Source organism: Lewinella sp. 4G2, from assembly GCF_001625015.1.
Taxonomy (GTDB): domain Bacteria; phylum Bacteroidota; class Bacteroidia; order Chitinophagales; family Saprospiraceae; genus Neolewinella.
In genome coordinates this window covers 252,946-266,279 of the sequence record NZ_LVWJ02000014.1, presented here as the reverse complement: position 1 = coordinate 266,279, position 13,334 = coordinate 252,946, and the positions used below count along the sequence as shown (strand labels likewise).

Genomic DNA, 13,334 nt, shown 5'->3' with positions numbered 1-13,334 from the left:
GCTTGCGGACCTTGGTTTGCGTCCTGGACTGGGGGCTTGGCCACGCCAGCCGTTCCCTCGCTTTGCTGGATCACTCACTGCTGGCCGGTGACGAAGTTTTCCTGGCGTCCAGCGGCCCAGCGGCCCAGTTTTTGCGCCGGGAGCGACCCGACCTTCCCCTTTTCGAATTGCCCGCTTACGCCGTGCGTTACCCAACCGGTAATATGCCCCTCAACGTGGCGCTACAGTTTCCGCGTTGGTGGTGGACGGCCCGGCGGGAAGGGCAAGCTACCCGGCGGCTCGTCCGTGAACACCGTATCAACCGCATCGTCTCGGATAATCGCTTCGGTTGCCACGTAGCGGGCGTTCCTTCGGTATTTCTTACCCACCAATTGCACCCCATCACCCACTCCCGGCCGGTGAGTTGGCTCTACCGGCACTACCTGAAAAAGTTCGGTGAATTCTGGGTGCCAGATACCCGTGATCAACAACTGAGTGGTGAACTATCCGCACCAACCGGGTACGAGAACGTTCGTTACATCGGCCCGCTGAGTCGGCTGGAATCGGTGGCCGCCGAGGGTGATCGGCTCCGCACGCTATCCATTTTAAGTGGTCCGGAACCCATGCGTAGCCGGTTGGAGCAGGCGCTGCTTACCCAATTATCCAGGCTACCCGGGCGGCACCATCTGGTACGGGGCGTGCCCGGTACGACGGACCCTCCAAAGCGCGAGGGCATTGACATCACTTCATTCGCTGACCGCACCACGTTGTCCAAATTGATTGCCCGCGCCGACACTATCATCTGCCGTTCCGGCTACAGTACGTTGATGGATCTGGCGGCGGTGCAGTACGGCGGGAAGCTGGTCCTCATCCCCACACCCGGGCAGACGGAACAGGAATATCTGGCGCTGGCGCAGGTGGAAAGCAAGGGGAATCGGACCAAAACCCTGGCGCAGGATCGGATTACAGAGTTGCCGGAAGTACTCAAAAATTGGGACTAAACCGTTGGACTACAATTCCCGCAGGGCGGCCCGCACACGTTTGATCTTCGCCCGCTTTTCGACGATGACGGGCGGCGCGGCGCGGACTTCACAGTCCGTGATTTCACAACGCTCACAGGTTGTATTTACGATCCTAGGGGAGATGCTTGGGTCCGTAGCCCAGGCGATTGTTTCCTTCAGTTCGTCGGTAACCAGCAGCCCGAGAGTTACGCTCACGTTGCGGTCAGGGCTGGGGTAGCCGGTGCGTGCAAGGGTAAGGCAGAGGTACTGGTCCGGCGTCTCGAAGTACTGGCTGACCTGGGCTTCCACCCGCAGTTCGCTCCCGTCCGCGTCCGACATCTGCAGGAGCAGGTTAGTACTGACCCAGCGGCGACAGTAGTGCTCGAAGAGTCCGTTCTCGTGGGGGTGGTGGCGGCGCTCCAGGTGGAGTTCCTTATCGATGGTGAACTCATCCGTCTTCGGGTCGTGCAGGAAGCGCAGGAAGAAGAGCTCCCGCAAACCGAAGAACTTGGGGAGGACGTTCGTCAGCCGGTGAAAGAACATCTCCGGCGTGGCGTTGAAGCGTTGCATCAGGCCGAGGAAAGCGTTACTGTCCCACTTGGGGAGGGCAAAGAATTCGCCGACGGCCTTTACGAAGGGATCCAATGGAATGTGGAGGGCAACGCTGAAGTAGGTTGCCTTGCTGTGGTTCAGTACCTCCTCGAAGACGCGGCTGCGCAGGATGCTGCTCGTGTTGGCCCGCTCCGCCAGTTTAAGGTAGTTGAAGGCCAACTCCTTACCGAACTGAAAGCCTCGTTGGTTGGGGGTAAGTTCTCCGTTCAGCAGGAGCCGCTTTTTCTCCGGTTGGTAGACGGAGCGGAGCATGGAGAGATCCGGGTGGTCTTCCAGGCCAGTGGCGATGGTGTATTTGTATTCCTTTTCCAAAAGTTCCCGGAGTAGCCGGGGTGGGATAGGCCGGATGCTGGGAAGTTGATTCTTTTTGGTGAAGGCATTGACGGCTTCTTCCAGGTCCGGAAAGAAGTTTTCGTTGAGCTCCAGGTAGGAGCGTAATGCCGCAAAGTAGAAGCTCTCCTCCCGCAGCGCGTAGGACCGGCTGATCTCCAGTAAGGTGGAGATGAAGGCACCCACCTGAACGGGCGCCTGGGCGATAATCTCGGCCACCTTACTCAGCTCAATGCCGAAAAGCTCCAGCGGCAGCTCGTTGAGGAAGTTGGACTGTAGCAACTGGGTGACCGGTGCGAGGTTACGCCCGAGGTCGTCGTTCGTAAGCTCCTCTACCGTCGTGCCGAGGGCGCGGGCTAGGTTTTGCACCTTATCTGCCTTGGGGAATTTCTTCCCCTTCTCAATCTCGTTGATGTAAGAGAGGGACATCCCCGCCGTCTTTGATAGTTCTGCAAAGGAAAGGCCCTGCGCCGTGCGGAGCTGTTTCACCTTCAGACCAAAAATGATCTTTTCGTTTGCGGATTTTACCTTCATGGGGACGGCAAAATACGGCAGATTTTGCGAATTTTCGCTACATCTCTTCTAATAGCCGCTGCCCTTCATCCGTTAGGAATCGGCAAACCATTAACTTGAGCGAAGCGTACCGTTCCGTCTTAGTTAGTGGTATGACCACCCTTGCTACGGGGTTGGTCAACCAGAAAATGGGTCACCTCCTGCTTCGGAAGTGACCCATTTATCCTTTTTCACCGCACCTGCGGCAGCGCCAATTTAAGTCTATAGTCTGTAGTCTATAGTCTGGTTAGTGTGACTACAGACTAAAAACTACAGACTAAAAACTACATCCGCGCCTCCGCCACCAAGTCCAAGCAAGTCTTAGCCAACTCCTGCATCGCTTTGAAGTCGTTGTTGGCTATCAGGTCGCTACGTAGTAGGCCGGAACCCATCCCAACGGCAACGGCGCCTTCCTTGAACCAACGGCTCAGGTTCTCCGCATTGGGGGCGACGCCGCCCGTTACCATGACGTTGGTCTTAGGGGAGGGGGCAAGCAGGGATTTGATAAAACCTTTCGCCACGGCGTTACCGGGGAAGATCTTTACGATTTCTGCGCCCAGGCTCTCTGCGGTGCCGATTTCAGTGGGGGTGAAGCAACCGGGCATCCAAGCCACTTTGCGGCGGTTACACAGTGGGGCCAACTCCTCAACGAGCATAGGGCTCACCATGAAGTCAGCGCCAAGCGCAATGTAAAGGGCTGCCGTGGGGGCGTCAACGACGGAGCCTACACCAAGAGCGAGGTCCGCATAATTCTCGCGGCAGTGCTCAGCTACGGCGTCAAAAACTTTGTGGGCGCCAATGCCCCGGTTGGTGAATTCAAAACTGCGGACGCCACCAGCGTACACCGCGTCAATTACCTTTTTAGCTTTATCAATATCCGCCAGGTAAGCTAGGGGGACCAAGCCCTGATCCATTACCGTGCGGTAAACGTCTAATCTATTCATTGTTCTCTTTTTTGCTTTGTTTAAATGCTCCAAGCACCTAACACGAAGTAATGAGGTCCTTGGAGCGTGCGCAGCTCCTCCAAGCGTCCGGTAATAAGGCAGCAAACGAATAGCTCACGGAAGTTTTTTCGTCTGAACGGACGCTTGGAGGACGCCATCTCTTCCGCTGCGCTTCAGAGCTGGCGACGCTCCAAGGACCTAGCCAGGTAGTAGCAATCAGTCAATTCAACGGCTAACCCGCCCAGAACCGTCGCCACCCATGAGGCTCATGACTTCGTCGACGGTCGCCAGGTTGGCGTCCCCAAAGATGGAGTGCTTGAGCGCGGAAGCGGCGACGGCAAACCGAAGGGCTTTATCGTCATCGTCCGGCCAGGTCTGAAGGCTGTAAATGAGGCCACCCATGAAGCTGTCGCCACCGCCAACGCGGTCTACGATGTGGCTGAGTTGGTAGGTTGGGGCGGTGTACATCTTTTCGCCGTCCCACATGACGCCGGACCAGGTATTGTGGCTGGCGGAGATAGAACCGCGGAGGGTAGTGATGACCTTTTTGGCTTTGGGGAAGCGCTTCATCAGCGCCTTACAGACGGGGAGGTAGGCTTCCGGGTCCATCGTATCTCCCTTGGTCACGTCGACGGATTCGGGGTGAATGTCGAAGTGCTTCTCCGCGTCTTCTTCGTTGCCGAGGATGACGTCGCAAAGTTCCACGAGCGCGGGCATTACCTCTTGGGGGGATTTGCCGTAATTCCACAGTTTCTTGCGGTAGTTGAGGTCGGTGGAGATGGTCACCCCCTTCGCGCTGGCCACTTTACAGGCTTCGAGACAGGCGTCGGCGGCGGACTGGCTGAGGGCGGGGGTAATGCCCGTCCAGTGGAACCAATCGACGTCGGTGAAGACGGCATCCCAGTCAATTTCTCCGGGTACGATGGTGGCCATGCCGGAATGGTCACGGTCGTAGACCACCTTGGAGCCGCGCTGCATGGCACCGGTTTCAAGAAAGTAAATACCCAGGCGGTCGCCGCCGCGCACGACGAAGTCCGTATCCACCCCGCGCCCGCGGAGGGAATTGAGGGCACAGTCACCCAAGTCGTTCTTGGGGAGGCGAGTGACGAAGCGGCTGTCCATTCCGTAATTCGCCAGGGAGACGGCTACGTTAGATTCGCCGCCGCCGTAAATGACTTCGAAGGAGCTGGCTTGGGAAAAGCGTTTCCAGCCGGGAGGGCTGAGGCGAAGCATGATCTCGCCGAAGGTTACGATGCGTGGCATAGTGGTGATTTTTTACAGTAGTTTTTAGTGATGATGAAAGCTTGGAGCGCTAGTTCATATGCTCTTCGAGCTTGGTATCGTCGATCCGGTAGAGTTCCGGGCCGCCCTTGACGCCGGGTTTCTTTTCTTCCGTATTGATGAGAAAGTCGTAGGAAAGGATCTTGCGCCGGAAGTTGCGGCGGTCCAGTTCTTCACCGAGGATGCTTTCGTACACTTCCTGCGCCTCCTTAAGGGTAAAGTTGGCCGGTAGTAAGTGGAAGGCGAGGGGCTGAGCCCGGAGTTCTGTTTTGAGTGCTTCGTGAGCGTCGTCCAGAATTTCGCGGTGATCAAAGCCTAGGGTGGGTAGCTCGTCGAGCTTGCACCACATTACTTTATCGAGGTAGTTCAATGCAATGGGTTCGTGGCTTTCCGGGCTGACGAGCGCAAAGAATGAACAGGTAATGACCCGGCGGACGGGGTGGCGGCCCACCTGACTGTAGGTGGCCACTTGTTGCATGGGGACGTTCTCCACGTTGACGAGATCCCGGAGAACGCGGTTAGCCGTTTCTTCCAGGGTTTCCTTCGCCTGCATTGCCCCACCCGGTAATACCCACTCGCCACTAAAGGGCTCCACGGCACGGCGGACGAGCAGTACCCGTAAGTCGCCTTCGGAGAAACCGAAAATGGCGCAGTCTGCCGTGATGGCGAAGGCCTGGCTTTTGGTGGTGACCAGGGTAGTGGGCTTGATATTCACGCGTTGTAGTTTTTTAATCGGGTAGTCGGGTAGTCGGGTAGTCGGGATTGCTTTGGATTATCTGTCTCCGTTAACGGCCCATCCAGCCACCGTCTACCAGGAGGACGGCGCCGCTTACGTAATTGGCTGCGCTACTGGCCAGGAATACGGTTGGGCCTTTGAAATCTTCCGGTTGCCCCCAGCGCCCGGTCGGGATGCGGCCGAGGATGGCGGAGCTGCGTTCTTGGTTGTCTTGCAGCGCCTGGGTATTATCGGTAGCGATGTAGCCCGGCGCGATGGCGTTGACCTGGACGCCCTTACCGGCCCATTCGTTGGAGAGTGCCATGGTGAGTTGCCCAATCGCCCCCTTGGAAGCGGCGTAGCCAGGGACGGTGATGCCACCCTGAAAGGTCAGCAGGGAAGCGGTGAAAATCACCTTGCCACTGCCGCGCTCAATCATGTCGCGGCCAAACTCGCGGGCGAGGACGAACTGTGCGGTCTGGTTTACCTCGATCACCTTATCCCAGTATTCATCCGGGTGGGTAGCGGCCGGCTCCCGCAGGATGGTGCCAGCGTTATTGACCAGTATGTCTGGCGTGCCGTAGTCCGACTTTACGCGCTCGATGAAGGCGTAGAGGGCCTTCCGGTCGCTGAAGTCACACTGGTAAGCTGTGAACTGGCGGCCCAGCTCTTCCACGGCCTCAGCAATCTTGGAGCCACTCGCCTCGAGGCTGGCGGAGACACCGATGACGTCCGCGCCCGCTTCCGCGAGACCGACGGCCATGGCAAAACCAATGCCGCGCTTGCAGCCAGTAACGAGTGCCGTCTTGCCGGAAAGGTCAAATTGGTCAAGGATCATAGCTGGGGGGAGTTAACCTTATAAGAGATAAGAGGAAAGGGCTTAGCGCACTTCACTCAGCGGCGCAGCGTCCATATCCGTAAAGGCCTGGTTTTCTCCGGCCATGCCCCAGACGAAGCGGTAGGCACTCGTCCCCGCTCCACTGTGGATGCTCCACGGTGGGGAGATGACGGCCTCAAAGTTGCGGACGGCCAGGTGGCGCGTCTCGTCGGGCTTGCCCATGAAGTGCATGACGAGTTCTTCGCCGGGGATGTCGAAGTAGAGGTAGACCTCCATCCGCCGCTCGTGGGTGTGGGGCGGGAAGGTGTTCCAGATGTTGCCGGGGAGGAGTTCCGTCCAACCCATCACCAGTTGGCAGCTCTGAATACCGCCCTCGTGGATGTACTGGAAGAGGACGCGGTTGTTAGCGTGGGCGTCGTCACCCAGCTCCACTTTATTGGCTTCCGCCTGGGTAGCTTTGGTAGTGGGATATTCCTTGTGCGCGGGTGCGGAGTTGAGGTAGAATTTGGCGGGTTCGCCGGCGGCATCACTACTGAAGGTAACGGACTTACTGCCGCGGCCAACGTAAAGGCAGTCGAACCGGGCAAGATCGTAGGTCGTGCCGTCGACGACTACTTTACCGGCTCCACCGAGGTTGAGGACGCCCAGTTCGCGGCGCTCCAAAAAGTATTCGGCCCGCAGGTCGTCATCGTTGGGGAGCTCCAGCGCGCTGGAGGTGGGTACCGCACCACCGAAGATGAAGCGATCGTAGTGGGAGTAAACGAGCTCAATCTTACCGTCCTGCATCACGCCTTCCGCCAGGAATTCATCACGGGTTTGGTCGGTAGTGAAGGTCTTAAAGTGGTCGAAATGGACTCCGTAGCGCGTGATCATGGGGGCTCTTTTTATTTGTGTCAAATGTACACGGTAAAAGAGGTGCCTGCAAATTGGTGAACCAATTTATGTGGCGATTACCCAATTATTATCCGGTCGCTTAGACCGTGACCAACCTTCGCTCCTCCGGGAGCTTTCCGAATAACAAGGTGAATGCTAGGCGCAGTGAAAAAACCGGACGCTATTCATCGAGGGGCAGTAACGCTCGGGAGGCTAACCGCCAAAGGCGTAACGGATGGATAGACCAACGGCATTCGCATCAATATCCGGCCCATTACCATTGTCACCACGGTACTTGAGGAGGGTATAGGATAAGCCAATGTACTTCCAGCCCGCTTCAATGCGGATACCCAGGTTACTTTCAAAGTCGATCTTCCCTTCCGGCAAAATGCCACCGCCTTCGCTGATCTTAAGGTTGCTCCCCAAATGTTTCGTGAAGCCACTCGCGATGAATCCGCCAAAATCTGCTTCGTAGCGCAGCATTCCCTGCAGGGGAAAGCGTAAAAATCGGAAGTCTACGTTCTCAACCGGCGTCGTCACGTACTTGATACCCAGGGAGCCATCGAAGGATAAACCATCCAGTAGGTCTACCCGTGCGCCGGCGAAGAGGGATCCTCCCTGCCCGGCATTCGTTTCTGAGGTGCTCCCATCCTCTAATTCCAATTCGATGATGGATTCTCCCCCAAATTCTGCGTTGAGGCCAAGGAGAAAGTGGACCCGGGGCGTACGTTCGTCCTCTAGTAAAGTGTAGGTAGTGTCACTCTGAGCGAGGAGGGCAGTGCCCGAGATAAAAAACAGAAAAAGGGCGTGAAGTAACTGTTTCACCGTAGTAAGTTTAGCTAGTGCTCTAATGAAGCCGCGAAGATAAATGGTTCGCCAATAATGATTAATCAGCCAACAAAACTTTAGTCACGAAAAAGCCCATCCACCTAGCGACGTAGATGGATGGGCTTCGAGCGCGAACCACTCTGCATCATTACTTCATCTTCAGCACCTCACTTCCCGCCATCAAAAAGGCGCCGGTGCCGAAGTTCTGCCAGCTCTCCGCGGAGGCTGGTTTGGGGTCGTAACCAATATTCTGTACCCAGGTTACTTTACCGTCGGCCTGCTGGATCTCCTCCAGCGCTTTCCAGGCTTTGCGTACGGCCGGGCCGTACTTCGCCTTATCCAGCACGCCGTTATTGACGCCCCAGGCTAGAGCAAAAGTGTAGAACCCGGTGCCGCTGGTTTCGCCGTGGTCCCAGGCCTCGGGTTCGAGAAGGCTGACGCGCCACATGCCGTCGGCGGGTTGGATCTCGACGAGCCGCGCGGACATTTCCTTAAACAGATCTTCGTACCAACCGTAATGCTCCCAGTCCCGGGGCATTTCCTCGAGCATGAGGGCGAGGCCGCCCATTACCCAGCCGTTGCCGCGGCTCCAGAAGATCTTCTTGCCGTTGCCGCCCTTGCGGTCCTCGGGGGAGCCCGTCCAGACGAAGCGGGTATCACGGGCGAAGAGTTTTTCTTCCTGGTCGTAAAGCAGGTCGTAGGTCTCCACGAAGTACTTGTGCATGTCTTCCAGGTACTGGCGGTCGTTCTTCAGGTTGGACCATTTCACCAGTACCGGTGGGGCCATAAAGAGGGCGTCGCACCACCACCACAGGATGGATTTTTCCGGCTTGGGGTCGGTGTTAGATTTCCAGGCGTTGTCCTCGTACAGGTGCTTTTCGATCCAGTCTGCCGTTGGCTCCTTATCCATGATGCCGGGGCGGTATTCATCCGCAACGAGGTAGGAATAGCTGATGGCGACGTCGTCCGCGTGGTAGGGGCGGTTCCAAGTTTCCCAGTTGGTTCGGTTGGCCATATCCTCGATGGCATCCAGGAAAATGGGATTCTTGGTGGCTTCGTACGCGCGGGCTACGCCGGTGTAGTAGGCACCGTTCGTCCAGTCCGTCGGGTCCTTCGAAAAGATCGGGTTGGCTTCCTGCCATTCTAGGGCGGCAACCATTTTAGTTTCGACCTTTTTCGGGCTAGCCATTTTCGGGGCGCTGCCGCAGGTGCAAAGGAAGATGGGAAGGAGGGTGGCTAGCAAGTAAGAGGCGTAACGCATAATCGGGATTGAAATAGTCGGTGAATATCGACCCGTAAGGGGGCGAGAAGATACGGACTAATTTGAAAGTGTGTCTTTTTTACGCAGATGAGTGATTTCTCCGCGAGTTCTTTGTCCAAATTCCACCACCGTTTACTTGATCTGACGGGGTGCTGCCCATTAACAATAGGTAGGTGAAGAAGCTAAAGAACTGGGTAGAAGATCCTCCTATTGCTTGCTACTTTTGGATGGGCTGCGTGCAGCAACTATCTTGGAGGGCCCCGGTTAACACTGCCCCCTAATGATCAGCATCCCCGAAACTCCTCAGGAGAACAAGCTTGAGTTTCTGCAACGCCAGAGTTGGCAACTCGAATTGATCATCACCGGCTTCGCCCTGGCGAGCATGATTTCGGGGGCGGATAGGTTCCACGACGTAATACTCGTGCTTAGTGATCTCCTGCGGCAGTACGAATACATCGGCTTGCCAGCCGCCGTCATCCTCTGGGGAATCAACCTGACTTACTTCGTTACCATCTTCCACTTCTTTATGAACGTGGTGCTGCGATGCCTCTGGATCGGTAGCCTCGCACTGCGCGGCATGATGAATCAGGAAACCTACCTGAACGATGATTTTGCGCCTAAATACGCTAACTTTCTTCAGCGTAGGCACGGGAACTTTGATCAGTACATCAACCGGTTAGACAAGGCGGCAAGCCTGGTGTTCGCATTTACCTTTCTCCTGGTAGCCATTCTGTTCGGCGTGATTTTCTACCTTTTGGTCTACGCAGGTATTTTCGTGACCTTGGCCGAATTATTCGGTAATAATGGTGCGGGTATTGGAGCCCTGCTGTTTTTTGTATACCTATTCTTAGGAATAGTGTACCTAGCAGATTTCCTCACTACGGGGGCTTTCAAAAGGGGCGGCGATGCCTTTTACTACCGCATCTACCGCTTAATGGGATGGCTGACGCTGGCCCGGCTCTACCGTCCGCTGTACTACGCCGTCATTAGCAACCGGTGGGGAAAACGGCTCATCCTGGCCATCGTACCCTACATACTACTCATCGTGCTCATCCCCCGCTTCACGATGGATCCCATCCCTTACATCGACCGGGAAGATTTTTTGAGTAACGAAAAAATGAAGTCCGTCCAAAAAGATTGGCACTACGCAGATTCGGAAGGGTTTCGGCGGACTGCCGTCGGTATCTACCTCGAATCCGACCTGATCACGGATAACGTCCTCCGCGTTCACCTTCCCCTGAGTAGTTACTACGCGGAAGAACTCGACCGCATGATCGAATTGGAAAACACCGTAAAGGTCAAAGCGAAATCTGCGGCACCCTCAAGCAGGCTCAACGCACGCCCGGAGCAGGACACGACTTCAGGCACTGATTCCGTCCCCGCAGTAGAGCTTACCAATGAAGAGCGGATAGCCAATTACCGTTCCCGCAATAATAAGCAGGGGGAAAACCTGGGCCGGTGGCTATCGGGCCAATTACCAAAATCTAACCTACCGCCGAACGCTGACAGCCTACTGGTGGCCCGCTTTTTACGCGTGATGGACTTAAGTCTAGACAGCACCAGCGTCGACCCGGCCAACGTGCTCCTCTCCGTCGAGTACGAAGGCAGCCCTCAGCCCGAATTGGTTGCCTACTTCCCGCTGTACGACCTGGAGCCGGGTATGCACCGCGTTGCCTTTCGAGAATTCAAGTTAGCAACCAAAGGTGACGAAAAGGGCCACATCAACCTACGCCGCACCCACTGGGTACCCTTCTTCTACGCGCCAAACTAGCAAAAGAAGATGCAGAACGGGTTAAGAGGCCTGATCGGTCTACTCCACCTCCAGGCGAAATTCAATAGTCTCACCTGCTACCGAAGAAGTGCCTAGCAGCACGGTATAATCTCCCGTCTCTAGCCCCTTGGTCATGTCAAGCCGGGTAAATTCTAGCATGGATGGGTCAATAGCGAAAGTAACCGTCCGCGTTTCACCGGGCTGGAGCAGGATCTTTTCAAAACCTTTCAACTCTTTCGCCGGGCGGGTGACGCTGCCAATCTGATCAGTCAGGTACAGCTGAATAACCTCCTTTCCGGCGACTTTACCGGTGTTCGTCACGTCCACACTAACGGAGAAAGATTCGGATGGAGTCATCACCGTTCCATTAGCCCTTGCGTTTGAGTACACGAAGTTGGCGTAACTCAAGCCGTGGCCGAAGGGATACAGTGGTCCGTTCTCCATGAATAAGTACCCCTTCTTTTCATTGATCTTTTTGCCCGAATAGTGAAAGGGAAGCTGACCAATAGTGCGCGGCACGGTAGCGGGGCATTTTCCGCTGGGGACGGCCAGGCCAAAGATCATCTTCGCCATCGCTTCGTCACCAAACTCACTGAGGTCCCACCCGTCCAGGATGGCATCCGCGTGCTCGTCAAATTCGTTGATGGAAAGCGTCCGCCGGTGGGTATAGACTACGATGGTCGGCTTCCCGAGGGCTTTCACGCGGCGGAGCAATTCTCCCTGCGGGCCCACGGGGTCAATACTGGCCCGGTCCCCCAACGCATTTCTGAAGAAACCTTCCTTAGCGGTATGTTCGTCACCCCCCAGAAAGAGAATATTGACGTCGGCACCGCGCGCCAGGCTGAGGAGTTTCCGCGTGCCTAATTCCGTATCCTGGTTAATCTTTGGCACTGCCCGCTGCTCATCCGTAAGCGGGAACCCTTGCTCGGCGACGAAATCAACCCCGGGCATGATGCGCTCAAATTGCTCCAGGGTGGTTTCCCGGAGAATGGGGCCCAGCAAGGCTACCCGGCCACGAAAGTTAGCGGCTAATGGCAGGGCCTTATCCTCATTCTTCAACAGTACGATCGACGCCTCATCAGCCTCCCGGGCCAGAGCAAGGCTGGAGGCCTGGCGCACTCGGCGCTCGGTTTCCGCCACGTCGACGTACGGGTTGTCAAAGAGACCAAGGATGAACTTCGTACGCAATACGCGCCCGGCGGACCGGTCCAGGAATGCCTCCAACTCCGGATTGGCGGTAACCAGTTCCGGTAGCAAAGCGTAAGCGTCGTCCGCGTAAAGGTCTACGTCCATCCCCGCCTTCAGCGCCAGGAGGGCGGCGTCTTCCGGTGTTTCGGCCACGCCCATGAAGTAGTGGAGCCGGCCGATGTCGTTAGCATCCGAAACGGTATAGCCGGTAAATCCCCACTCGTCGCGCAGCACTTCGGTGAGGAGCCAGGGGTTGGCGTGGCTGGCCACCCCGTTCAGGTCGCCGTGGCTGGCCATCACGCCGAGGGTACGGGCCTCCCGCACGGCGGCTTCGAAGGGCGGAAAGATCTCGTCGATCAAGGTCCGGGGGCTGATCTCAATAGCCGCAAAATTCGTCCCACCCAGTACCTGCCCGTATCCGGCAAAATGCTTGGCAACCGCACCGATGTGGGTTCCTTCCCCCAGGCCAACGTAGTCGCCCTGCACGCCCTTGATCGCGGCCACTACGTTTTGGGTCACCAGGTAGGTGTCCTCACCGAAGGCTTCACTCATCCGGCCAAACCGGGGGTCGCGGACGACGTCGGCCTCCGGGCTGTGGCACATGTGCATCCCCCGCAACCGGGCTTCGTTGCCCACCACGGACCACTGCCGCCGAGTCAGTTCGGGGTCCCAACTCGCCGCCGAGGTGATCGGCCGGCCAAATTTCGTGCATCCCGCCGCATCGACGCCATTATAACTCTCCGTGATGAACAGCGCGGGTATCCCCAAGCGGTTATGCTCAATAATGTAGCGTTGCAGGGCATTATTCCCCTTCGCCGCAGCCACCGGATCATTGTGTTCTCCCGGGTTTTTAATGCCGGCAATCCCCAGGCGGAGGCGCTCTTCCGTATCGCCCTCCAAGCTTAATTGGCCGGCGCTATCAATTTTAATTCCCTTATTAGCGTGGAAGATGCGCATCTGAGCCACCTTCTCCTCCACGGTCATTCTGGCGAGCAAATCACTGACCCGATCCTCCACTTCCAGCTCGGGGTTGCGGTAGGCCGGGGTGTCATCCGCCATTGAATCGCCCTCCCCACAGGCAGCAAGCAGCGATATCAGAATAAATAATAAATAAGGCTTCATGCTAATTGGTTTGCCTGCGACGTCCATCGGTAATATGCT

General features: G+C 56.7%; 11 protein-coding genes. 2 read left to right on the top strand and 9 right to left on the bottom strand.

All coding sequences use genetic code 11. The features are described from left to right. The first annotated feature begins 2 nt into the window (after window positions 1-2). Window positions 3-980, top strand: a complete 978-nt coding sequence (locus A3850_RS02900; RefSeq protein ID WP_068214021.1) for a glycosyltransferase — start codon at window positions 3-5, stop codon at window positions 978-980. A gap of 9 nt (window positions 981-989) precedes the next feature. Here the strand turns inward: A3850_RS02900 and A3850_RS02895 are convergent, their stop codons facing one another. From A3850_RS02895 to A3850_RS02860, 8 genes are all read right to left on the bottom strand, one after another. Beyond that, window positions 990-2,456, bottom strand: coding sequence for a helix-turn-helix domain-containing protein (locus tag A3850_RS02895; protein WP_068214019.1), 1,467 nt, complete (start codon window positions 2,454-2,456; stop codon window positions 990-992). A gap of 302 nt (window positions 2,457-2,758) precedes the next feature. Further along, window positions 2,759-3,418, bottom strand: a complete 660-nt coding sequence (locus A3850_RS02890; protein ID WP_068214016.1) for a bifunctional 4-hydroxy-2-oxoglutarate aldolase/2-dehydro-3-deoxy-phosphogluconate aldolase — start codon at window positions 3,416-3,418, stop codon at window positions 2,759-2,761. Between the two features lie 225 nt (window positions 3,419-3,643). Next, on the bottom strand, window positions 3,644-4,681 hold the full coding sequence (locus A3850_RS02885; RefSeq protein WP_068214014.1) for a sugar kinase: 1,038 nt from the start codon (window positions 4,679-4,681) through the stop codon (window positions 3,644-3,646). 49 nt (window positions 4,682-4,730) lie between these two features. Next, window positions 4,731-5,414, bottom strand: a complete 684-nt coding sequence (locus tag A3850_RS02880) for an NUDIX domain-containing protein (protein ID WP_197493973.1) — start codon at window positions 5,412-5,414, stop codon at window positions 4,731-4,733. Window positions 5,415-5,484: 70 nt separating this feature from the next. Beyond that, window positions 5,485-6,249, bottom strand: coding sequence for an SDR family NAD(P)-dependent oxidoreductase (locus A3850_RS02875; RefSeq protein ID WP_197494084.1), 765 nt, complete (start codon window positions 6,247-6,249; stop codon window positions 5,485-5,487). A 45-nt stretch (window positions 6,250-6,294) separates the two neighbouring features. Next, window positions 6,295-7,125 (bottom strand): 5-dehydro-4-deoxy-D-glucuronate isomerase, encoded by an 831-nt coding sequence (kduI, locus tag A3850_RS02870; RefSeq protein WP_068214010.1) that lies wholly within the window; start codon window positions 7,123-7,125, stop codon window positions 6,295-6,297. A 213-nt stretch (window positions 7,126-7,338) separates the two neighbouring features. After that, window positions 7,339-7,950 carry a hypothetical protein gene (locus tag A3850_RS02865; RefSeq protein ID WP_068214009.1) on the bottom strand — a complete coding sequence of 204 codons (612 nt, stop codon included), beginning with the start codon at window positions 7,948-7,950 and terminating at the stop codon, window positions 7,339-7,341. 151 nt (window positions 7,951-8,101) lie between these two features. Continuing rightward, window positions 8,102-9,214 (bottom strand): glycoside hydrolase family 105 protein, encoded by a 1,113-nt coding sequence (locus tag A3850_RS02860; RefSeq protein WP_068214007.1) that lies wholly within the window; start codon window positions 9,212-9,214, stop codon window positions 8,102-8,104. Between the two features lie 280 nt (window positions 9,215-9,494). Here A3850_RS02860 and A3850_RS02855 point away from each other — a divergent pair, with 280 nt between their 5' ends. Further along, window positions 9,495-10,985, top strand: coding sequence for a hypothetical protein (locus tag A3850_RS02855; protein WP_068214006.1), 1,491 nt, complete (start codon window positions 9,495-9,497; stop codon window positions 10,983-10,985). Between the two features lie 39 nt (window positions 10,986-11,024). Here the strand turns inward: A3850_RS02855 and A3850_RS02850 are convergent, their stop codons facing one another. Next, window positions 11,025-13,295, bottom strand: a complete 2,271-nt coding sequence (locus A3850_RS02850) for a glycoside hydrolase family 3 N-terminal domain-containing protein (RefSeq protein ID WP_082921893.1) — start codon at window positions 13,293-13,295, stop codon at window positions 11,025-11,027. Window positions 13,296-13,334 lie beyond the last annotated feature (39 nt).

Bases quoted from the DNA above. Each gene is read 5' to 3' on its own strand.
- A3850_RS02895 (WP_068214019.1), bottom strand. From the start codon at position 2,456: ATGAAGGTAAAATCCGCAAACGAAAAGATCATTTTTGGTCTGAAGGTG.
- A3850_RS02890 (WP_068214016.1), bottom strand. From the start codon at position 3,418: ATGAATAGATTAGACGTTTACCGCACGGTAATGGATCAGGGCTTGGTC.
- A3850_RS02885 (WP_068214014.1), bottom strand. From the start codon at position 4,681: ATGCCACGCATCGTAACCTTCGGCGAGATCATGCTTCGCCTCAGCCCT.
- kduI (WP_068214010.1), bottom strand. From the start codon at position 7,125: ATGATCACGCGCTACGGAGTCCATTTCGACCACTTTAAGACCTTCACT.
- A3850_RS02860 (WP_068214007.1), bottom strand. From the start codon at position 9,214: ATGCGTTACGCCTCTTACTTGCTAGCCACCCTCCTTCCCATCTTCCTT.
- A3850_RS02855 (WP_068214006.1), top strand. From the start codon at position 9,495: ATGATCAGCATCCCCGAAACTCCTCAGGAGAACAAGCTTGAGTTTCTG.
- A3850_RS02850 (WP_082921893.1), bottom strand. From the start codon at position 13,295: ATGAAGCCTTATTTATTATTTATTCTGATATCGCTGCTTGCTGCCTGT.